Raw genomic sequence first — 20,165 nt, 5'->3', positions numbered from 1 at the left:
CCGGCGGTCCGGACAGTGCGTCCTTGCCGGACGGTGACTCTCGGCGGCTCCGGGCCGCCGCCCACGGCTGGTCGGTCAGGCGCCGATCCGGTGGGCGGCCCAGAACGGGGTCAGGTCCTCGGCGGTGGCGGCCTGGGCGGCGGACGTGAAGGCGGGAGTGCTGCTCACGCCGTACCGGTGCTCGCACACGTAGTCGCGGAGCAGACGGGTCATCACGTCGGCTCCGATCAGCCGCCGTAGGTCGTGCAGCGCGCACGCGCCGTAGTCGTACACGACGACCCCGTACCGGGCCGGGTGTTCGTCCCAGTACGCCATGCCGTTGGTGATCCGTTCCTGCGGCGACGACCACACGACGGTGCTCCAGCAGTCCGCCCCGTCCCGGCCGCCGGCCAGGTCGGTGGCGTACTCGGCGAACGATTCGTCCAGCCAGGGCTGGTGGTACTGGTCGTCCCCGACGATGCCGTACCACCACTGGTGGGCGATCTCGTGGACGAGGGCGGTCGTGTTCACCCGGTCCAGGACGAACCCGGGGTACTCCATGCCGCTGAACCAGAGGGCGTTGTCCAGGACGGCGTCCAGCTCCGGGTACGGGTACGCGCCGAATGCGCGGCCGTGCGCGTCCAGGGCGGACTCGGCGGTGGCCAGCATCGCCCGCGCGTCCGCCGCGCCGACGCCGGCCGCTGTGTGGACGTTGACCCTGACCCCGTCGGCGGAGACTCCGGAGACGGTGTCGAAGGGGCCCGCGGCCCAGGCGAAGTCACGCACCTGCCGGGCGGTCGCCGTGGTGACGGTCCGTCCGGAGGCGCCAGGGGTGTCGGACGAACTCCCGGTGGCGGGTACCCCCAGGGCAGCCGGATGGTCCAGCACGACGGTGAAGTCGGCGGCCAGCGTGTAGAAGGACTCCCCGGTGTCGGTGAACGGGTCGAGGTGCCAGCCGGTGGCGTCCCGCACCGCGAGCACCGGCAGGGCGTTGCCGAAGTAGCTGTACGCCCCGTGCCGCCCGAACCGGTCGGCGTCGTCCGTGCGTTCGGGGGCCCGGATGGTGAGGTCGAAGCCGACCGTGTGGCGCCCGCCGTGACCGAGCGGCGCCGGCAGGGCGATCCGCAGCGCGGTGCACCCGACCGAGAGCTCGTGCGCGGTGGCCCCGACCAGGTGTGTCACGGTGACGGACGGTGCCGTGCAGCCTCCGTGGGCATTGCCCCACAACCTCAGGAAGACCTCGTGGAGCGGCTCCGCCGAGACGTTGCCGAAGGTCACCCGCTCGTGCCCGGACCAGCCGCCTCCCGAGGAGTCGCCCGTCAGCTCGGTCACGTAGGCGGCCGCGGCCGGCGTCCGGACCGGCTCGGCGCGCCGCCCGTTGCCGGGTCGTGAGCCGCCCGACGTGGTGGCGATCAGCGCGAGGCACGCGAGGATGGCTGCCAGGAGCCGGGCGGACTTGTTCATCGGTTCCCCTCCTCGGGAGTCGGCGGCAGGCCCGGGGGCGGGAGGCTTCCGCTCCGGCTCCGGCGCCTGCTCCTGCTCCTGCTTCGGCTTCCGTTCCGATTTCGGCTTCCGCGCGGGCTCCGGCTTCGGCTCAGGCTCCGGCGTCGGCTCCGGCCGAGGCCGGAGCCCGGGCGCTCGCCGGTCACCGACCGCCGTTGCCCTCCCGCTGCCGCAGCACCGCCAGGTCCACTGCCCGGTCGACGGCCGGCAGGCAGGCGGCGATGTCGGTGTGGACCACGTACTCCACCGAGGCCACCGTGTGCAGGCCCTGGACCAGGAAGGTGTACTCCCGGCCGCGTTCCAGCAGCAGGACGATCGGCTTGTCGAACGCGCTGGCCCAGCCGATCTCGATGTGGGTGCCTGGGGAGGCCGGGTGGCCCGGGAGGGCGACGAAGACATCGGCCTTGCGGATCTCGTCCTGGTCGAGCTTGGTGCACTGATCCGGCCGCATCAGGTCCGCACCCCACGCCTCGCGGCGGTGGGCGTTGTGCACGGAGAGCCCCTGCGCCTCGAAGTGCTTGATCAGGACGTCGAACGGGGCCCGGGCGTCGGCCGGCATCTCTCCGGTCTCCGGGTCCAGGAGCTGGATGAACGGGCCGGCGAGGAAGATCGAACGGATGCCCAGGTCGGGGCGGGAGTCATGGGGCAGCGTGATGGCCATGGGGATACCTCCGGAGCAGCGCCGGTGACCGGGTGTCGGGTGAGGGCCGACCGGCGGGCGGGCGTGGGCTGAAGGCGGCGTGCCGGGGTCAGTCCTTGAGGAAGCACTGGATGAAGGCGTCGCCGGTGGTGCCGCCGTGGGTGTACTCGGTGGTGTCGTACGCGACGAAGGGGTGCCGCTCGACCCGGATCCGACGGAAGTGCGGGAAGTACTGCCAGCGCAGCTCCGGCTTGGTGCTGAAGAACGGGATGAACACGCCGCCGGGACGCAGCACCCGGACGACCTCCGGCATGGTCCTGGCCCACAGCTCGGCGTCCGTCCAGACCTCCATGTCGAGGGCCGGGTCGAAGAACATTCCGTCGATGCTCTCGGACGGCAGCTCGAAGATCCGCTGGAAGAAGTCGCCGCGTTCGACGGTGAGGTTGTCGGGCAGCGCGGGGTGCCGGGCCCGGAAGAGGTCCTCGACCTCGTCGAAGAGTTCCAGCACGGTGTGCCGTCGGGTCGCCGGGTTGCCGGCGATCCGCAGCGCGGACAGGCCGAGGCCCAGCCCCACCTCGTAGAAGTCCTGGCCGTACTCGCAGAGCGTGTCGGCGCTGGCCCACATCAAGTCCCGCTCCCAGGCCTGCATGGCCTGCTCGCCGCCGATGCTGAGGGTCACCTCGCCGTTCTGCTCGATCAGTTCGATCGCGGGCTTGGTCTGGCTCTCCATGGTTCTCCCTAGGGGGTTGCGGGTGGGTCAGGCGCTCACGGGGACGACCCCGAAGTGGCGCCGGGCCGTCGAGACGGCGAGGTCCTGCACGGCGAACACCGTGAAGTAGTAGGCCTGCGGGGCGGTGTCGGCGGCGAACCGCACGCGGAACGCGACCTCCTCGGCGTGCCCGCCGGTGAGCCGGAGCCTCGTGGTGACCGGCTCCACCGTGGCGTCCTCGCGCAGGTAGCCCGGGACGAAGAGGCCCAGCCGGACCGGGCCGGTCCGGGGCGCGGTGACCAGCGCCCGGACCTCCAGCACCCCGCCCTGCTCGACCTCGTCCGCGGCGTGGGCGAGCAGCGTGGGGGCGTCCGGGAGCTGGAAGGTGACGTCGCCGCAGCGCATGCAGACGACGCACGTGGTGTCCAGGACGTGCGGGAGCAGGCCCCGCCGGGTGAACTCCTGCGCGGGGCGCCCGCAGTGGCAGGTGACCTCGCGGACCTGCGGGTCCAGGCTGCTGCGGTCGCCGAAGTGTGCCGGGTAGTTCATCAGCTCGTGCTCGGGGTTGGCCGCGACCTGCTCGGTGATCACGTGGTCGAGGGACTGCAGGTCCGCCGTGAGCGATACGCGGATCTGCTCCGGCGACTGGTCGGCGAGGTGGGTCGGCCTGGCCACCCAGAGGTCGACCTTCCGGGCCAGCTTGGTCAGCCGCGGACGCAGCGGGTGGTTGTGCGGCAGCAGCTCCGAGGCGAGGTAGGCGGCGAGCCGGGCGCCCACGGTGAGCAGCAGCGGGTCGGGGCGGTGGTCCGCCGGGGCCGGGGGCGGCGGGGTGTCCTCCGGTGCTCCTGGCAGGCCGAAGCGCATGAACGCCGGGTAGGGGTGGGAGCCGGCCAGGCTGGCGTTGAGGGTGTCGACGGAGTCCGCGCCGACCAGGGCGCCGTGCATCCAGGCGACGTTCTCCGGGCGGTCGGTGTCGTGCACCGACACGGCCGAGACCACCGTGCGGGCCGGCCCGTCGAGCGCGTTCAGCAGCAGCTGGTACTTCGGGTCGTACAGGGCGAGGTCCGCGAGCGGGCCGCTGTTGCACGCGCTGAGCACCAGCTCGACGGCCTCCACCCGGTTGAGCGGGACGAGCTTGTCCTCCGGCTTGTAGCAGGGCAGCCCGTAGGCGCAGCGCGGGCCGAGCAGCCCGGGCACGGCCGCGGCCGAGCCGTTGAGGCCGCAGATGGTGAACTCGCCGAGGTTGACGCTGTCGTCCTTGCCGTGCCCCTGGAAGGCCACCCGCCGCCAGCGGGTGCCGAGGATCTGGGCCTGGATGTCCTCGCGGTCGAAGTCACGGTCGTCGAAGACCTGGACACCCGGCAGCCGGGGCGGCCGGTCGGTGTCGGTGAACAGGCCCAGCGCGTCGACGTCGAGCGCCGGTTCCGCGTACTGCTTGGCCACGTTCCAGCCGACCGAGGCGTCGTCCCGGCCGCTCAGCAGCGTCAGCCCGTGCGGTCGGCCGCGGTAGGTGGCCAGCAGCAGGGCCCGGACGGGGTCGAGGGTGAGGCGGTCGTAGCGGCCGACGAGCAGCAGCGAACCGCTGTGCCGCTCCTGGAACGCCGCGACGTCCGCCAGTTCCTCCTCGGCCACCCAGGTCCGGGCGAGCGGGCGGGCGAGGTCCGCGAGCCCCTCGGGCAGCTGTGCCGCGCCGAGGACGATCCCGACATCCAGCGGGTGCGGCTGCCGCAGGCCGCCGTACAGCCGGCCGGCGAGCTCGACGCTCTGCGCCAGATCGGCGCGGTCCTCGGTCGGGACCGGCACCGGCAGCAGCTGGGGGGATGCCAGGAACTCCCGGACGGCCTGCGGTAACTGGTCCCGGGTGACCGGACGGAACAGGGGGGTGGGTTCGGACGGCAGGTCGGGCCGCCGGTCGGTGAGGGCAGCGTTCATGGTGGACACCTCGTGTGGTCCGCGCCGGGAGGGCGGGGGAAGGGGAGCGGCTCGGCGCGCGAGCCGATGACGGTCAGCTTGGCGGCCGGGGGCGACCGAGCCGATGAGGGTCAGCCTGGCGCCGGGGCGACCGGGCCGATGGCGGTCAGCCTGGCGCCGGGGCGACCGAGCCGATGAGGGTCAGCCTGGCGCCGGGGCGACCGGGCCGATGGCGGTCAGCCTGGCGCCGGGGCGACCGGGCCGATGGCGGTCAGCCTGGCGCCGGGGGCGACCGGTCTGATGAGGCGGGGCGTCGACGAGCCGGCCGGCGGGTCCCGGGTGGTGGGTCCGGCCGTCATGCCGCACACTCCACCACCGGCACCGCGCGCCGGGTCAGCAGCCCCCGGCAGGCGAAGGCCAGTGCGGCGGCGGCCAAGGCGGTGCCGGTCGCCGCGGCGAACACCGCACGCGGCCCGAGCGGGTCCATCAGCAGCCCGCCGGCCTGCTGGCCCAGCGCGTCGCCCAGGACGGTGGCCAGCGAGGCCCAGGTGAAGGCCTCGGCCAGCGAGCGGCCGTCGGCGATGCCGCTCACCAGGGTCATCTCGCTGGCTGAGACGAGGGCGATGGGTGCGCTGCCCACCGCGAGGGCCACCGCGAGGCCCACCGGGGAACCGGCGAGCAGCGTCAGGCCCGTCCCGAGGGCGTACGCCAGGAGCAGCCGGGGGAAGCGCACCTGGGGGGCCACCCGGGACTGCGAGCGGCCGAGCCAGAGGGCGCCCAGGGCGCTGCCGACTCCCCAGCAGGCGTAGACCACGCCCGCGCCGCCGGGGGCTCCGTGCCGGTCGACGAAGGCCGGGATGGCCAGCGTCAGCAGGCCGATGGGCACCGCGGAGAGGGCCATGATGCCGGTCAGGGCCAGCAGGGCGGGCTCCCGCAGCGGTCCGAGCGGGTGGCGCGGCTCCTTCGGAGCGGCCACCGCGGTGTCCTCGGTGCCGGCCGGGAGCCGGGTGTACGCAAGCCCGAGCGTGCCCACGCCGCCCAGCACCGCGACCGTCGTCAGCGCCAGGCCCGCCGAGCCGACCAGCATCAGCGCCGCCAGGATCAGCGGGGCGCCGATCACCAGGACCTCGGTGAGCAGCGCCTCCCAGAGGTAGGCGGTCTCGCGTTCCTCCTCCTGGAGCGGCAGCCGCGCCCAGAGCGCCCGCATACAGGCGTTCGCGGGCGGCAGCACCGCCCCGGCGAGGACCGCCGCCGCGGGCTGTGCCCAGCCGCCGGGGTGGGTGAACCACACCAGGACGGTGAGCGCCACCGGGTAGGCGACGGCGGTCGCCGTCAGCACCGCCGCCCGGCCGCGACGGTCGAGGTGGCGGGCGATCAGCGGGCTGCCGAGGGCCATCCCCAGCGTGTACAGCGCGGCGACCAGACCGGCCTGGGCGTAACTGCCGCCCTGCTCACGGACGGTCAGGACGAGTGCCAGCGACATCAGATAGACCGGCAGCCTGGAGACGACGCTCCACCAGGCCGCCCCGGCCACCCGGGGGCGTGTGAGCAGATCGAGGAAGCGACGGGGCAGGCCGCTGGTCACGTGGTCGTTCTCCGTTCCGTGGCCGCACAAGGCGGCGGAGTGGGGTGCCGGGCCGCTGCGCGGACGGGCGGCACGGCGGGATCAGGTGGGGACGACACCGGCCTCCCTACCCGGCACCACCTCGATCGCGAAGCGGTCGAGCACCTCGCGCATGCGGACTTCCACCTCCTCGACCGACCCTCCCACGACGTGGGCGTACCCCGAGGCGTTGTGCGAGGCCCGGCGGGCCGCCACCCGGTCACCGGCACGGACCTTGAGGACGGCGTCGACGACGCCGGGCATCCCCAGCAGCTCCTCCCGGGGGGTGATCCGCCGGATCGTCCCGGAGCCGGGCAGCGGCAGCAGCAGGTCGCCCGCACAGCGGCGCTCGCGGTAGTCCAGCTCGGGCCGGCGGCCGAGGTAGACCGCCAGGGTGGCGCCGAACACGTCGAAGCCGTACGCGTGGCCGTGGTTGGCGGGGATCTCGCAGCCCGCGAGCCGTACGCCGATCTCGCCCGCGTACACCTCGCCGTCGATCAGGAAGAACTCCATGTGGGCGTACCCGTGGTCGATGCCCATCCCGGTGGCGATGCGTTGGACCAGCGCCCGCACGTCGACCGGCGGCCCTTCACCGGTGCCGACGCTGATGTTGGCGTTCATCGCGCCGTCGACGATGTCCAGCGGTCGGCAGGGCATCGCGCTCGGCCACGCGTCCAGCACCTCGCCGCCGAGGATGATCGCGCACACCTCCCACTCGGTACCGCCGAGGTGCTCCTCCACCATCCACTGCCGTGCGGTGAGGTCGATCCCGGCGAGGTCACCGGGCCCGGCGAGACGGTAGGTGTCCACGCAGGCGAACGAGTCCACCGGTTTGAGCACCACCGGCCAACCGTGCCGCCCGGCGAACCGCTCGACCTCGGCGCTCGACCACACCCGGGTGAACTCCGCCGTCCGCAGGCCGAGTTCCCGGAACCGGGCCTTCATGGCGGCCTTGTCCCGGACGAGGGTCACCTGCTGCTCGGTCAGGTGCGGCAGGCCGGCGAGCGCCGCGAACCGCTGGGCCACGGCCTGGCGGGGCTCCGACGGGTTGCAGAACCGGGTCGGCGGCACCGGCAGCCCGGCCGCCCACTCCCGGTACCGCTTCGCCTCCTCCTCCGCCGGCACGCCCTCACGCACCCAGAAGGCGGGCAGGTGCGCGGTCTCCAGGAGATAGTCCTCCGACAGGTCCAGGCGTGTCTCGGCGAACCGCAGCAGGACCAGCCGGTCGGCCAGCTCCCGGGCCGCGTAGCGGGTGAAGGACGAGGGTCGGTCGTCCACCATCAACAGCACCTCGGCGTCGGTCACACCGCCTCCAGCACCTGGCGGACGGTCTTGGCCGCGAGGGCCTGCTCCTCCTCGGGCAGCTCGGGGGAGAGCGGCACGCACAGGGTGCGGTCCAGCAGGTCCCTGGTCCGGGCGAAGCCGTCGCGGCTGAGCGCGAGCGGGCCCTCGGGGGCGTGGTTCCAGGGGAAGCCGTCGCGGTAGAGCGAACGGCGGCCGGCGAGCACCGGATGGTCGGGCAGCAGGTACTTCCCGAGCGTCCAGTTGGCGATGCCGGCGGCGGTGAGCGCGGTCACCGCGGCGTCCCGCAGCTCCTTGCTCTCGCACCGGAAACGCAGGCTGACCTTGACGTCCCCGTCGGCCCGGGGCCGGACCTCCAGGCCGGGCCGGTCGGGCAGTTCGGCCATGGCGATGGCGTACATCCGCTCCAGGCCCGCGAGCAGCTCGTCGAGGTGCCGGAACTGCTGGCACTGGACGGCCGCGACCTGCTCGCTGGTCACGAAGTTCTCCCCGAAGTGGGCGTCCTGGTCCCACGTCGGGTAGTGGCCGGGCACCCGCGCCGAGCCGTGGTCGTGGTAGCGGCGCATGGTCGCCCAGGCGTCGTCGGCATTGGTGAGGACCAGCCCGCCCTCGCCCGAGGTGAGGACCTTGTTGTGGTGGAAGCTGAACGTCCCGGCGTAGCCGGCCGTCCCGGCGTACCGGCCGTCGGCCAAGCGCGCGCCGAGGGACTGGGCGCAGTCCTCGATCAGGTACGGGACATCCGCCGGCAGCGGTGCCACGGTGCCCTCCATGTGGGCGGTGATCACCCGCCGGGCGTCGGGCGGCAGCAGCGTCGGGTCCATGGAGAGCGAGTCGTCGGCGTCGACCAGCACGGGGATCAGGCCGCACGACAGCACCGCGCCGGCCACCGCGACGAACGTGACCGCCGGGATGTGCACCAGGTCGCCGATGGCGGGGCCGGTGGAGATCAGGGCCAGCCTCAGTGCCTCCGTGCAGTTGTGGACGGCCAGGGCGTGGCCTGCACCCAGCCGTTCGGCGGCCGTCCGCTCCAGCCGGGAGGCCATGCTCTCGGTCTCGGTCTGGTAGCGGAACAGGACCTGGTGCTCGATCACCTTCTGCAGTTCCGACATGTCGGACCAGTCGAGGTAGTTCGCTCCGTAGGGCAGGAAACGCTGCCCGAGCCGCTTGTCGAGTGAGCTCATGCCGTGTCGGACTCCGTGATCGGCTGCGCCGAACCGTCGACGACCATTTCCTGGCCTCGGTGGTTGCGGAGCAGCAGGCCTTCGGGGATCTGGGTGTAGGAGGGCGGCGCGATGGGGATCTTGCCGATCTTCGTGGTCAGGACGTACTGGGGGACGCCGAACCCGGTGATGTGGCCCTGGAGGCCGGCCATGATCTCCCAGCCCTTCTCCACGGACGTCATGAAGTGCGAGACCCCGGTGACGTTGTCGCAGTGGTAGAGGTAGTACGGCCGGACCCGGATCCGCAGCAGCTCGGTCATCAGGGTGCGCATGGTGGCGACGTCGTCGTTGATCCCGCGCAGCAGCACCGTCTGGTTCCCGACCGGGATCCCGTGCCGCAGCAGGCGGTCCACCGCCGCCGCGGCCTCCGGGGTGATCTCCTTCGGGTGGTTGAAGTGGGTGTTCAGCCAGACCGGGTGGTAGCGGGAGAGCATCGAGCAGAGGCCTTCGGTGATCCGCTGCGGCAGCAGCACCGGGAACCTGCTGCCGATCCGGATGATCTCCACACTGGGGATCGCCCGGAGGCCGGCGATGATCTCCTCCAGCTTGCCGTCCTGGTAGGACAGCGGGTCGCCGCCGGTCAGCAGGACGTCCCGGATCTCCGGGTGGTCGGCGATGTAGCGCAGGTCCTCGTCGTAGGAGCCGCCCTCGTCGTCGCGGAAGTAGGTGCCGTCGACGTCGGTGGTGTGGAACTTGCGCGTGCAGTGGCGGCAGTAGACCGGGCAGGCCTCGGTGATCAGCATGATCACCCGGTCCGGGTACTTGTGCACCACCCGGTTGGTCTTGCGGTAGTAGGTGTCCCCGACCGGGTCGACCTCGGCGCCGGGGAACTCCATCAGCTCGCCGAGCGCCGGCACCGCCTGCTGCCGGACCGGGCAGTCGGGGTCGTCAGGGTCCATCAGCGAGGCGTAGTACGGGGTGACGCTCCAGCGGTACTTGCCCGCCACCCCGGCGATGGCCGTCTCCTCGTCGGTGCTGAGGTTGATCCACTGCCGGGCCTTGTCGACGGTGGTGATGCGTCGGCGCATGTGCCAGCGCCAGTCGTCCCAGTCGGACTCCGGGACCCTGGGGCGGATCAGTTCGGGGCGGGCGGCAGCCGTGGACTCGCGGAGTGTGTCGGACATGGCGGCTCCAGTACGACGCGGACGACGTGGACGGGGTGGCCGCGACCGGTGCGGTCGGACCAGCAGGCTGACGGTCGGTGGGCGGGGCGACGGTTGGTGGCGGTGTCGGGGCGGCTGAACGGGCGAGCCCACGCAGGGGCCGCGGCGGTTGGGGGACGGCGGGCTCAGGGCGGGCTCAGGGCGGGCTCACATCGGGGCGAGCGCGAGCTGACGGAGGGTGCGGGCGACCCGCTGCGCGCCGCGCAGGTCGTCCAGGGCCGGGTCGAGCAGGTGCCAGGGCCCGGCTGCGGCGTCGACGGGCAATGCCCACACACCCGGGTCGGCCGGATCCACCGCCGAGGGCAGCGGCAGCACCTCGGCGAGCCGGTCGGCCAAGTCCCGCTGGGCGGCTCCGAGTGGCGGCAGCAGGACCAGTGGTGCCCGCCGCGCCTGGGCGAGTGTGAGTGCCCCGAGGACCGGTGAGGCCAGGAACACGGCGGAATCGGCGTGGAGTGCGTCCACGTCGGCCTCGACGGCCCGGTGCACCCGGACATCCGGATGCTCCGCGAGGCTGCCGAGGGCGGACCGCAGGAGGTCGAGCCCGGTGTCGGTGACCACGGTGCAGTTTCCGGTGCGGTGCAGTGCCGCCTCGGCCCACCCCCGTAGTGCCCCGGCCGCGAAGGCCGCGGCGTCCGCCTCGGGTACGCCCCACAGGGAGAGCAGCAGGAGGGTGCCCGAGCGGGTCCGGCTCCGACCGGTGCGCTGCGGCGCGAGCACCCCGGTCGGCCGTGTACCGCGGGGGAGGGGCCCGGACGGCGGCAGCCACCCGGGCCGGTGGAGCCGTCCGACGGCACGCCCCGGCGGAGCCTCCGCTGCGGGCGGGCCGGGGTGGCCCGAGCCGAGGTGCACCACCGGCACGCCCAGGCCCAGCAGCCGTTCGGCGACCACCACGTCGTCGCAGACCAGCGCCGCGACCGGTGGCGGGTCGAGCTCGGACGGGTCGGTCCGGCGGAGGTCGCCGAGGTGGGCGGCCACCCGGCGCAGGGCGAGGACCGAGTCCAGCTGGTCCTCGCGGGCACTCAGCAGTACCCGCGGGGCGTGCGCGGCGCGACCGCCCGGCGTTGCCGGGGACTCCCGGGCGGAGGTCAGTAGTGCCATGCGCCCACCGACCCGAGTCGCGCCACATCGTCGCTGTATCCGGCGGCAGTGGTGGAGCACCCGCTGCACACCTCGGGCCCGTGATCACGGAAGTAGTCGGCGTGCGCCCGGAAGACCGGGGTGTCCAGCCTGATCACCCCCTGCTCCCGCAGCGGGGCACCCCCGGGCCCGTCGTCGCCCTCCCGGTGGGGGATGCAACTGCACGCGAACATCCGCCCGTACTTGCCGTCGACGTAGATGACGTCGTCGGCGACGTGGCACAGCGGTTCGGCGGCGCGCGGGGTGACGGACCGGGTGAAGTACCGCTCCTGCTCCTGCGGGGTGTCGCCGTAGAAGCGCTTGCCCATCGGGACCAGCACGGTGGCCGGGTCGGCGTCGTAGATCGGATCGCAGACGCTGCGGACGTGATCGGCGTCGGGGTAGGTGATGGTGCGGTCGAGCTTGAGCGCGGACAGCTCCCACTGCTGTACGCCCGCCTCGGTCAGCACCTCCTGCAGCCGTGGCATCTCGGTGTAGTTGTGCGGTCCGACCACGGTGTTGACCCTGGGCAGGATGCCGAGCGCGGCGGCGTCGCGCAGGCCCTGCAGCCCGCTGTCGAACATGCCGGGGGAGCGCCGGTAGACGTCGTGGGTGGCGCCGGAGGCGCCGTCCAGGCTGACGATCACCTGGGCCAGGCCGGCCGCGGCCAGTGGGGCGGCCATCCTGGGCAGCAGCGAGCCGTTGGTGATCAGGGACATCTTCATCCCCGAGGCCGTCCCGGCGCGCACCAGCTCGACCACGTCCGGGTGCATCAGCGGCTCGCCGCCGGTGAACCGGACATAGCCCACGCCGGCGTCCCCGGCCTTCGGCAGCAGGTCGTCGAAGTCCTCCCGGGAGAAGCGGAACGTGTCGCGGGAGAGGGCGAAGTCGCACATGAAGCAGTCGGCGTTGCAGGCTTCCAGGATCCTGATGAAGAGGTAACGATCACGGGCACGCACGGGGTGGAGACCTTCCAGGCGACTCACGGGACGAGTGGACGGGGTGGGGTGGCGGGAGTGCGCGGGTCAGGAGCGCGGATCCGCCGCGCCCAGGACACCGAGCAGGGCGTCGGCCACCTGGGCCGCGCCGCCGGTGCCGATCGTGGTGGCGAGCGCGCCCCAGTCGTCGACCCCGGCGGCCCGGCGCAGTGCCTCCAGGACGCCGTCGCGCAGGGCGTGGCCGACGGCTGGGCGGTCCTCGTCCTGCGCCGCCGACGCGATCGCGCCGTAGATCAGGTCGAGGGCGCTGTCCTCGCCCTCCGAGCGGAGCGCCAGTGCCTCGTCCTCGGCGAGCACGGCTTTGGGCCAGGGCACGCGCAGCCCGGCCCCGAGCGCCTGGCTGTGGTACCGGCCGTTGAAGATCTGGCTGAGGTTCTGCGGTGGTAGGCAGACGGTGGGGACGCGCATCCCGCCCGCCTCCAGCAGGGTGGTCAGACCCGGCGAGGTGAGCAGGACGTCGCAGTCGTCCAGCCGGTCCAGGAACGCGCCGTGCGTGAGCGGTCCGGTGGTCGTCCGAGGCGGGGCGATCGCCGCGTCGACGAGCCGGCCCGCCAGGTCGGCGGGCAGGTTTCCGGCGATGTGCACCTCCTCGACCCCGTAGGCGGCGAGGGCCTCGAGTGCGGCCGGTACGACCAGACGCGGGTAGTGCCCGGGATCGTCGAGCCTCGGTGCCCGCAGACCGCCCAGGCTGATCAGTGCCTTGCGGTACGGGCGGCCGGTGCCCCGTCCGGCGCCGCGCTGCGGCTCCGCGGCGCGGGGCCGGGCGATCACCGCCTCGACCCAGCGCAGCCCCCGGGCGTCGGCCAGGACGTCCAGGCACTCGGGCGGCAGCTCGACGCTCTTCTGGGCGCAGTACACCGTCGCGTCCAGGGGCAGCGCGGAGCGGTCGCCCTCGGACCAGAGGAACGGCAGGCTGTCGACGAACACGGTGGGCACTCCAGCGCCCAGGAGGGCGTGCGCCGCCGCGCCGTCCAGGACGACCACCGCGGCCCGCACCTGCTGCGACCGCACCACGTCCCGGACCGCGGCGGCCGACCGGTCGGGATCGTCCGGCAGGTCGTGCCAGTCGTCCACCGTGTGCTCGGCGAGCAGCGGGCGGCCCAGCCCCGACGCCAGCCCGACGAAGCGCAGGGGAGGCGTCGTCGGGCGGTCCCGCAGGGCGGAGAGCACCGCGCTGAGCTTTCCCGAACTGCCCCAGCCGAATTCCGCCCCGACGAGGGCGACGGTGACCGGAGCGGATCCCGGAGCGGATCCCGGGGCGAGGGCCGTGGAGTGCGGGGTGACGGGGGATGGCATCGGTTGTCTCTCGCATTTCCGTGGAGGGCCGGCCAGGCTTCGGACGCCTACGCACGAACGCAGGCAGAGCCGCCTAGGGAGGGCGTGAACGGCCCGCCTGGTGGCTTACTTCGGGCACAACCATTATGTATACGGCCGGTTCGGGCAAGGCATTTGGTGAAGCGTTCAGGCTGACGAGTGAATAGCCCGATCGAGCTACTGGATATGATCCGATGAGCAGTGGTTGACGATGGGTCAAGCGGGAGACGGGTCCACCGGAGAGACGCGGGAATTGAATCGCCCGCCGAGCGTTCGGCGACTAGGATCCGCTCCCATGGGCTATCTCGAAGCCACCGGCCTCGGTCACGTTCTCGCCGACGGTCGCGAGCTGTTCCACGACGTCTCCTTCCGTGTACCCGCCGGCGAAACGGTCGCGCTCATCGGCGACAACGGTGCGGGCAAGACCACGCTGCTGCGCACCCTCGCGGGCGAACTCCCGGCACAACAGGGGGCGTTCCGCAGCCAGGGTGCCCTTGCGGTCATGCCGCAGTTCATCGGCAGCCTGCGCGACGACCGCACCGTCCGGGACCTCCTGCTCACCGTCGCACCGCCGTCGCTCCGGGCGGCGGCCGCCGCCCTCGACGCGGCCGAGCTCGCCATGATGGAGGCCGACGACGAGCCCACCCAACTCCGCTACGCCCAGGCGCTGGTGGACTGGGGCGAGACCGGCGGGTACGACTACGAGGTGCTCTGGGACACCGTGACGGTCGCCGCACTCGGCATCCCGTTCCAGATCGCGCAGTACCGGGAGGTGGCGACGCTGTCCGGCGGCGAGCAGAAGCGGCTCGTCCTGGAGGCCCTGCTCCGGGGCCCGGCCGAACTGCTGCTGCTCGACGAACCGGACAACTATCTGGACGTCCCGGGAAAGCGCTGGCTGGAGGAGCAGCTCGCCCAGACCCGGCAGGGCGTGCTGCTGATCACCCATGACCGCGAGGTGCTGAGCCGGACGGCCGGCCAGGTCGTGACGCTGGAGGGCGGCACGGCCTGGACCCACGGCGGCGGATTCGCCACCTGGGGCGAGGCCCGTGAGGCCCGCTGGCAACGCGCGGCCGAGCTGCGGCAGCGTTGGAGCGAGAAGCACGAGCAGCTCAAGGACCTCGTCAGGACCTTGCGCCAACAGTCCTCCATCAGTGACGAGATGGCCTCGCGGTACCACGCGGCCCAGACCAGGCTGGCGAAGTTCGAGGCGGTCGGGCCGCCGCCCGCGCCGCCACGCCGGCAGCGGGTCGTGCCGGACCTGCGCGGCGGCCGGACGGGCGTTCGGGCGATCACCTGTCGCGACCTGGAACTCACCGGGCTGATGCGGCCGTTCGACCTGGAGGTGTTCTTCGGCGACCGGGTCTGCGTGCTCGGATCGAACGGATCCGGCAAGAGCCACTTCCTCCGCCTGCTGGACGAGGCCGGCGGGGACGCGGCCGCGACCGTGGCGCACACGGGTGAATGCCGGCTCGGTGCACGTGTACGGCCAGGACTGTTCGCCCAGACGCACCGTCACCCGGAGTGGGCCGGCCGGACCCCGGCCGACATCCTCGGCGCCGGCGAGGGCGACCGGGCCGGGCTGGACCTGGAGCGCGCCATGTCGGCCCTGAGTCGCTACGGATTGGCCGGCGCAGGCCGCCAGAACTTCGAAACCCTGTCGGGCGGACAGCAGGCACGCTTCCAGATCCTGCTGCTGGAACTCGCCGGGGCGACCCTGCTGTTGCTGGACGAACCGACCGACAACCTCGACCTCATCTCGGCGGAGGCCCTGGAACAGGCCCTGGCGGCCTTCACCGGAACGGTGGTGGCGGTCACCCACGACCGCTGGTTCGCCCGGGTGTTCAGCCGCTTCCTCGTCTTCCGGGCCGACGGCCAGGTGGTGGAGGCGGACGAACCGGTCTGGGACGAGGGTCGGGTCAGCCGCGTTCGCGGCTGACCCGAGCAGCCCTTCGGACCGACTGCGCCACGGCCGAACGCGGACGCGCCGCCGCCGGGCTCGTCCGCGTCGAACCGGGCTCCGGTCCCGGCCGCCCTCGTACACGGCGGCGGGGCCGTCGATCACGGGAACACCGTAGAGCCGGGCACCCTCCGACAGCCGACCGGGGGAGTCGACCGGGGGAGCCGTATGGCAATTGCCTTGCTGTGACGGTGGATGCGAGCGATGCTGGGCCGATGCCAGGGCAGCGGAAGAGAAGGCGTCAGCGGCAGGACGAGATACGGCGGGCTGCCGATCGCTTCGCACCTGACGCGGGCAGCTGGGACGTGCTCTTCGAGACCCAGGACGAGTCGGAATGGCGCGCTCACATCCGGCATCTCCGGGCGACGGACAGGCAGATCGACTGGACGGCGGTGCGGATGGACACCTTCTGTGGGCGTCTGGTGCAGCCGACCACCTATCGGCTGAGCCTCTTCGTGCCGACCCCTGTGCCCGATCCGGGCCAGGACTCCGCCACTGATTGATCGTGTTGCCGGCGGAGGTGCCTGACCCGGTATGGCCCGTGGCGGGCTGCCCCGGGTCGATCCGTCGGCTGCTGCGACGTCGAGGCATCCCCGACACCATCCGCGAACGCCGCGATCGGATCGCCGACCGCGAGAGGCGCGCCGCGTTGCGCTCGCGCGTGGTGGTCGGCCGTTCGCGATCCCGTAGCACGTTGCCCTTGGGCACGAGGCCGACGACGGACTCCCCGGCCGCCGACCTACACTGGCGGGCATGGCATGCCGCATCAGTGAACTGGTCATCGACTGCGCCGACCCCGAGCGGCTCGCCGCGTTCTGGAGCGAGGTGCTCGGCTACGTCGAACTCGACCGGGAGGACGACGGAAGCATCCAGATCGGGCCGCCCGACGCCGGCTTCGGCGGCCTGCAGCCCACCCTCGTCCTCAGCCCGAGCAGCGACCCGCGGACCGGGAAGCTCCCACTGCACATCGACGTCAACGCCACCGACCGTGACCAGGACGCCGAGCTGGAGCGGCTGCTGGCTCTCGGTGCCCGGCCCGTCGACGTCGGCCAGACCGGCGCCGAGAGCTGGCACTGCCTGGCCGACCCGGAGGGCAACGAATTCTGCCTCCTGCGCACCCGGCTCAAGCCCCTCTGACCACGTACGTCCTGGCGCCACGTCGCCCGGTCGGCCGGTCGCCCGGTCGTTCGGGGCGGTCGGAGATGCTCGTCCGCCTTCGCGGAGCAGTGAGGCGGGAATCCGCGTGCGATCGGCGGGCCCGCGTGCCGGAAGCCACGGGCCGGTTCGGCCGTTCGGGCGGCCGGAACGGGCGGGCCGTCAGGCCGCGGGCACGGGAGTCAGCCGGTAGGCGTCCCCGTGCGTGATCACGCGGCCGGCGGTGGGCGGCGCGAAGTGGGTGCCGAGGACGAGGGTGTCCGTGCCGGCGAGGGAGGCGAGCAGTTCGCGGCGGGAGGCCTCGGACCGACGCGGGTCGATGTCGACGCAGGCACCGATGGCGGGGTGGGCGAGCTGGACCGGGTGGTGGATGCAGTCGCCCGTGATCAGCGCCGTCGCGCCGTGGCTGGTCAGCTCGACGGCGACGTGGCCGGGTGTGTGTCCGGGCGTGGGCAGCAGGCGCAGGCCCGGGGCGATCGCGATGCCCCCGGCAGGGACGTCGACGAGGTCGAGCAGGCCCGCCTGCTCGACCGGCGTCACGGAGTCGCGGAACATCTGCCGGCGGGCCTCGTCCATGTCGTAAGCGGCCCAGAACTCCCGCTCGGCGCGGGAGGTGAGGTAGCGGGCGTTGGGGAAGGTCGGGATCCACGCTCCGTCCACCTCCTGGGTGTTCCAACCGACGTGGTCGGCGTGCAGGTGGGTGAGGACGACCAGGTCGACGGAGTCCGGGGGGAAGCCGGCGGCGGTCAGGCGCTCCAGGTAGTCCGTCCGCAGGTTGTGCCAGGCGGGGTTGGCCCGCTCCTTCCCGTTGCCGATGCCCGTGTCGACGAGGACGCGCAGCCCGGCCACGGTGAACGCGAAGCTGTGGCTGTCGAGGTGCAGGATTCCCTCGTGGTCGGCGAAGTCGGGGTGCAGCCAGTCCTGGCCGGTCACCACCTCGGGGGTGGCGTCGGGCAGCAGCCACGGTCCGGTCGCGGGCGGCAGGAGGACCTCGTCGATGCGGTGGACGGTGACCTCGCCCAGGATCCAGGAGGGGATGGGCGTGGCGGCGGGAGTCTGCATGGTGGTCCGTCGTTTCCTTCGCTCTTGTCGATGGAGGTGGTTGTTGGTGGAGGTGGTCGTTGGCGTGGCGGTCTGCGGTCGTTGGCGCGGGGTGTCGGCGCGGGGTGTCGGCGCGGGCGGTCGTCAGCGCAGGCGGTCGTCTGCGGGGCGGGCTGCTCCGCGCCTTGACGCGGCGAGTGCTGCCAGTGCTGCCAGGGCGAGCAGGCCGGCGATGACGGCGTAGGCGTGGGAGGTGATCGCGAGCCCGTAGCGCTGGGTGGCGGCTCCCGCGGCGATGGCGGGCAGGCTCATGGAGAGGTAGCTGAGGAGGTAGTAGGTGGCCAGCGACGCGGCGCGGTCGCGCTCGTCGAGCGAGGAGAGGATCAGGCGCAGCGCCCCCTGCGACACGGCGCCGAAGGCGATGCCGGCCAGGGCCGCGCCACCGTAGACGGCGGGCAGTCCGACGCCGTGCAGACCGCTCAGGGTCAGGAACGTGGCGGGAAGGATGGAGAGGCATCCGCCGATCGTCGCGGCGAGGGGGTCGGTGCGCCGCACTGTCCACACGGTGAGGGCTGCGGCGGCGCTGAGGGTGAAGAAGACCATGCCGCGGGCCGCTTGCGGGGCGTCGGGGGCCACCAGGCGTACGAGGGTCGGCCCGAGTGAGGAGTAGAAGCCGCCCAGCGCCCAGACGGCCACGACCCCGGTGCCGACGGTGGAGAGGACGCGGCGGACCGTGGACGGGGCGCTGAGCCGCGGGCGCAGCGACCGCAGCACGCCGGTGTGCCGGCGAGCCGTCTCCGCGGTGAACGTGACCGCGATCGCCTGGGCGGCGAACAACCCCGCCAGCAGGACGTAGACGGTGACGGTGGGCGCGGGGGCGAGGCGGACGAGGAGGGTGGCGGCCAGGACGCCCGCTGCCATGCCGGCGACCGGGGCGATGGTGTTCGCCAGGGCGGCCCTGCCCGGACGCCTGGGGTCCTCCAGATCGAGGAGTGCCGCGCCTGCCGCGCTGGTGGCCGCTCCGGTGGCCAGTCCCTGCAGGGCCCGCGCGGCTGTCAGGAGGCCTGCGCCGTCCGCAGAGGCCAGGAGAATCATGGAGCCGGCGGCTGAGACCAGGGAGCCCACCAGGACGGGCCGCCGTCCCAGGTGGTCGGAGAGCGCTCCGGTGGTGAGCAGGGCCAGTAGCAGCGCCAGGGCGTAGGCGCTGAAGACCACCGTGACGGCGAGCGCGGAGAGGCTCCACCGGTCCTGGTAGAGCGGGTACAGGGGCGTCGGGGCGCTGGAGGCCGCCAGCAGCGTCACCAGGATCGAGGACGGGAGAGCCAAGGAGGTTGCGCGGGCACGGGCGACCCGGTGGGTGCGGTGCGCGGGTGCGTCGGACAGGACGCTGGGCATGGGACTCCTTCCCGGTAAACGCAATCTGTTTGCGTTAAGCCACCGTAGAGCCTGCGGGGTCACTAACGCAAACCGTTAGCGTTTGGCGCGAAGGGGGAGGCGTTGGGCCGGGCGGGAGTGCGGTGGCGGTGGAGACGTAGGCCGGGCGGAAGCACGGTGGCGGTGGAGGTGCAGGCGGGGCTGGAAGCGCGGCGGGGGTGGACGGCCCGTACGGGCCCGCGCCGGTTGGCGTCCGCAAAGGGCGCCCGTAAACGCAAGGATTGTGCTTTAAGGTGGTGTCATGAGCCGCAAACAGATGGTGCGCCCCGGCGGGCGCAGTGCCCGGGTCCAGGCGTCGGTGCACGCCGCTGTACGTGAACTCCTCTCCGAGGTGGGCCGCGACGCGCTGACGGTACCTCTGGTCGCCCAGCGCGCGGGGGTGACACCGTCGACCGTCTACCGCCGCTGGGGCGACCTCCAGGAGCTCCTGTCGGACGTCGCGGTGGAGCGCCTTCGGCCCGACGCGGCGCCGGAGGACCACGGGGACCTGCGCTCCGACCTGACGGCCTGGGCAGAGCAGTTCCTCGACGAGATGGCGTCCCCCTCGGGGCGCGCCTACATCCGCGACGCCCTGCTCGGCGATCCGGACGGCAGCAACGCCGGCAGGTGCTCGGCCTACGCGGCCGAACAGATCGACGTCCTGCTGGCGCGGGCGATCGCGCGCGAGGAGAACGCTCCCGGCGTCGAGGCGGCCATGGACCGCGTGGTCGCCCCCTTGATGTACCGCATCCTCTTCCGTCCGGACGGTCTCGACGCCGCGTACGCGCGCGGGCTCGTCGCCGGGCTCCTCGGGTCAGGCCCGGACGGGGACGCAGACGCAGAGGTAGGCCTGGGTCCAAGTCCGGACGCGGACGCAGGAGCGGACGCGTAGGAGAAGACGCAGAGTCCGGCCGAGGAGCGGGCGGGGGTCGTTCGCGACGGCGGGGCCGTCGCGCCGCGGCCCGGCGTACTGCGGTGAGGGGCGGACCGCCGGCCGGGGGCCCTCCCCGCTCGGAGAAGGTGACCGCCTGATGTCGCATCAGGCCGACGTGTGACGAGAAGTGACCGCTGGGGCCGGGACGGTGGAGCGGTCCGCAGCACCGTCGCCCGTGCCGCGTTGCGGCCGGTGTGGTCGGTGCGG

The 20,165-nt window shown here is 73.0% G+C and carries 17 protein-coding genes; 4 read left to right on the top strand and 13 right to left on the bottom strand.

Annotated features, from left to right (window positions below):
* Positions 1-75 precede the first annotated feature (75 nt).
* From ACZ3YO_RS12265 to ACZ3YO_RS12215, 11 genes are all read right to left on the bottom strand, one after another.
* Positions 76-1,443, bottom strand: a complete 1,368-nt coding sequence (locus ACZ3YO_RS12265; RefSeq protein ID WP_465568295.1) for a M1 family metallopeptidase — start codon at positions 1,441-1,443, stop codon at positions 76-78.
* Between the two features lie 181 nt (positions 1,444-1,624).
* Positions 1,625-2,143, bottom strand: coding sequence for a nucleoside 2-deoxyribosyltransferase (locus ACZ3YO_RS12260; protein WP_331742173.1), 519 nt, complete (start codon positions 2,141-2,143; stop codon positions 1,625-1,627).
* A gap of 88 nt (positions 2,144-2,231) precedes the next feature.
* Positions 2,232-2,852, bottom strand: coding sequence for a class I SAM-dependent methyltransferase (locus tag ACZ3YO_RS12255; RefSeq protein ID WP_465568293.1), 621 nt, complete (start codon positions 2,850-2,852; stop codon positions 2,232-2,234).
* A 27-nt stretch (positions 2,853-2,879) separates the two neighbouring features.
* Positions 2,880-4,763 (bottom strand): hypothetical protein, encoded by a 1,884-nt coding sequence (locus tag ACZ3YO_RS12250; protein WP_465568290.1) that lies wholly within the window; start codon positions 4,761-4,763, stop codon positions 2,880-2,882.
* Positions 4,764-5,097: 334 nt separating this feature from the next.
* Entirely contained in the window at positions 5,098-6,327 is a 1,230-nt protein-coding gene (locus ACZ3YO_RS12245; RefSeq protein ID WP_465568288.1) for an MFS transporter, read from the bottom strand.
* A gap of 81 nt (positions 6,328-6,408) precedes the next feature.
* Positions 6,409-7,650, bottom strand: a complete 1,242-nt coding sequence (locus ACZ3YO_RS12240) for an ATP-grasp domain-containing protein (protein ID WP_465568285.1) — start codon at positions 7,648-7,650, stop codon at positions 6,409-6,411.
* On the bottom strand, positions 7,647-8,828 hold the full coding sequence (locus ACZ3YO_RS12235; protein ID WP_465568280.1) for a DegT/DnrJ/EryC1/StrS family aminotransferase: 1,182 nt from the start codon (positions 8,826-8,828) through the stop codon (positions 7,647-7,649). The genes ACZ3YO_RS12240 and ACZ3YO_RS12235 overlap by 4 nt, the downstream gene beginning before the upstream one ends.
* Positions 8,825-9,991: an arginine 2,3-aminomutase gene (gene blsG, locus ACZ3YO_RS12230; protein ID WP_465568274.1), complete on the bottom strand. Its 1,167-nt coding sequence runs from the start codon at positions 9,989-9,991 to the stop codon at positions 8,825-8,827. The genes ACZ3YO_RS12235 and blsG overlap by 4 nt, the downstream gene beginning before the upstream one ends.
* A 186-nt stretch (positions 9,992-10,177) precedes the next feature.
* A complete protein-coding gene (gene blsF / locus ACZ3YO_RS12225; RefSeq protein ID WP_465568271.1) occupies positions 10,178-11,128 on the bottom strand; it encodes a CGA synthase-related protein in 951 nt (316 codons plus the stop codon).
* Positions 11,116-12,105 carry a cytosylglucuronate decarboxylase gene (gene blsE, locus ACZ3YO_RS12220; protein WP_465568268.1) on the bottom strand — a complete coding sequence of 330 codons (990 nt, stop codon included), beginning with the start codon at positions 12,103-12,105 and terminating at the stop codon, positions 11,116-11,118. Before blsE ends, blsF begins: the two co-directional genes overlap by 13 nt.
* A gap of 66 nt (positions 12,106-12,171) precedes the next feature.
* Positions 12,172-13,440 (bottom strand): hydroxymethylcytosylglucuronate/cytosylglucuronate synthase, encoded by a 1,269-nt coding sequence (locus ACZ3YO_RS12215; RefSeq protein ID WP_465568265.1) that lies wholly within the window; start codon positions 13,438-13,440, stop codon positions 12,172-12,174.
* 313 nt (positions 13,441-13,753) lie between these two features.
* Here ACZ3YO_RS12215 and ACZ3YO_RS12210 point away from each other — a divergent pair, with 313 nt between their 5' ends.
* From ACZ3YO_RS12210 to ACZ3YO_RS12200, 3 genes are all read left to right on the top strand, one after another.
* On the top strand, positions 13,754-15,394 hold the full coding sequence (locus tag ACZ3YO_RS12210; RefSeq protein WP_465568262.1) for an ATP-binding cassette domain-containing protein: 1,641 nt from the start codon (positions 13,754-13,756) through the stop codon (positions 15,392-15,394).
* 326 nt (positions 15,395-15,720) lie between these two features.
* A complete protein-coding gene (locus ACZ3YO_RS12205) occupies positions 15,721-15,918 on the top strand; it encodes a hypothetical protein (RefSeq protein WP_465568259.1) in 198 nt (65 codons plus the stop codon).
* Between the two features lie 250 nt (positions 15,919-16,168).
* Positions 16,169-16,552 carry a VOC family protein gene (locus ACZ3YO_RS12200; RefSeq protein ID WP_465568256.1) on the top strand — a complete coding sequence of 128 codons (384 nt, stop codon included), beginning with the start codon at positions 16,169-16,171 and terminating at the stop codon, positions 16,550-16,552.
* Positions 16,553-16,732: 180 nt separating this feature from the next.
* Here ACZ3YO_RS12200 and ACZ3YO_RS12195 read toward each other — a convergent pair whose 3' ends face one another.
* On the bottom strand, positions 16,733-17,632 hold the full coding sequence (locus ACZ3YO_RS12195; RefSeq protein WP_465568253.1) for an MBL fold metallo-hydrolase: 900 nt from the start codon (positions 17,630-17,632) through the stop codon (positions 16,733-16,735).
* A 123-nt stretch (positions 17,633-17,755) separates the two neighbouring features.
* Positions 17,756-19,006, bottom strand: a complete 1,251-nt coding sequence (locus tag ACZ3YO_RS12190) for an MFS transporter (RefSeq protein ID WP_465568250.1) — start codon at positions 19,004-19,006, stop codon at positions 17,756-17,758.
* A 280-nt stretch (positions 19,007-19,286) separates the two neighbouring features.
* Here ACZ3YO_RS12190 and ACZ3YO_RS12185 point away from each other — a divergent pair, with 280 nt between their 5' ends.
* On the top strand, positions 19,287-19,916 hold the full coding sequence (locus ACZ3YO_RS12185; RefSeq protein ID WP_465568247.1) for a TetR/AcrR family transcriptional regulator: 630 nt from the start codon (positions 19,287-19,289) through the stop codon (positions 19,914-19,916).
* Positions 19,917-20,165: the final 249 nt, after the last annotated feature.

Source organism: Kitasatospora sp. NPDC022785 (assembly GCF_055561295.1).
This window is presented reverse-complemented; position numbering and strand designations above follow the sequence as displayed.

Excerpts from the sequence above, each read along its gene's own strand:
- ACZ3YO_RS12265 (WP_465568295.1), bottom strand. The coding sequence starts at position 1,443 with ATGAACAAGTCCGCCCGGCTCCTGGCAGCCATCCTCGCGTGCCTCGCG.
- ACZ3YO_RS12260 (WP_331742173.1), bottom strand. The coding sequence starts at position 2,143 with ATGGCCATCACGCTGCCCCATGACTCCCGCCCCGACCTGGGCATCCGT.
- ACZ3YO_RS12255 (WP_465568293.1), bottom strand. The coding sequence starts at position 2,852 with ATGGAGAGCCAGACCAAGCCCGCGATCGAACTGATCGAGCAGAACGGC.
- ACZ3YO_RS12250 (WP_465568290.1), bottom strand. The coding sequence starts at position 4,763 with ATGAACGCTGCCCTCACCGACCGGCGGCCCGACCTGCCGTCCGAACCC.
- ACZ3YO_RS12235 (WP_465568280.1), bottom strand. The coding sequence starts at position 8,828 with ATGAGCTCACTCGACAAGCGGCTCGGGCAGCGTTTCCTGCCCTACGGA.
- blsG (WP_465568274.1), bottom strand. The coding sequence starts at position 9,991 with ATGTCCGACACACTCCGCGAGTCCACGGCTGCCGCCCGCCCCGAACTG.
- blsF (WP_465568271.1), bottom strand. The coding sequence starts at position 11,128 with ATGGCACTACTGACCTCCGCCCGGGAGTCCCCGGCAACGCCGGGCGGT.
- ACZ3YO_RS12215 (WP_465568265.1), bottom strand. The coding sequence starts at position 13,440 with ATGCCATCCCCCGTCACCCCGCACTCCACGGCCCTCGCCCCGGGATCC.
- ACZ3YO_RS12210 (WP_465568262.1), top strand. The coding sequence starts at position 13,754 with ATGGGCTATCTCGAAGCCACCGGCCTCGGTCACGTTCTCGCCGACGGT.
- ACZ3YO_RS12200 (WP_465568256.1), top strand. The coding sequence starts at position 16,169 with ATGGCATGCCGCATCAGTGAACTGGTCATCGACTGCGCCGACCCCGAG.
- ACZ3YO_RS12195 (WP_465568253.1), bottom strand. The coding sequence starts at position 17,632 with ATGCAGACTCCCGCCGCCACGCCCATCCCCTCCTGGATCCTGGGCGAG.
- ACZ3YO_RS12190 (WP_465568250.1), bottom strand. The coding sequence starts at position 19,006 with ATGCCCAGCGTCCTGTCCGACGCACCCGCGCACCGCACCCACCGGGTC.
- ACZ3YO_RS12185 (WP_465568247.1), top strand. The coding sequence starts at position 19,287 with ATGAGCCGCAAACAGATGGTGCGCCCCGGCGGGCGCAGTGCCCGGGTC.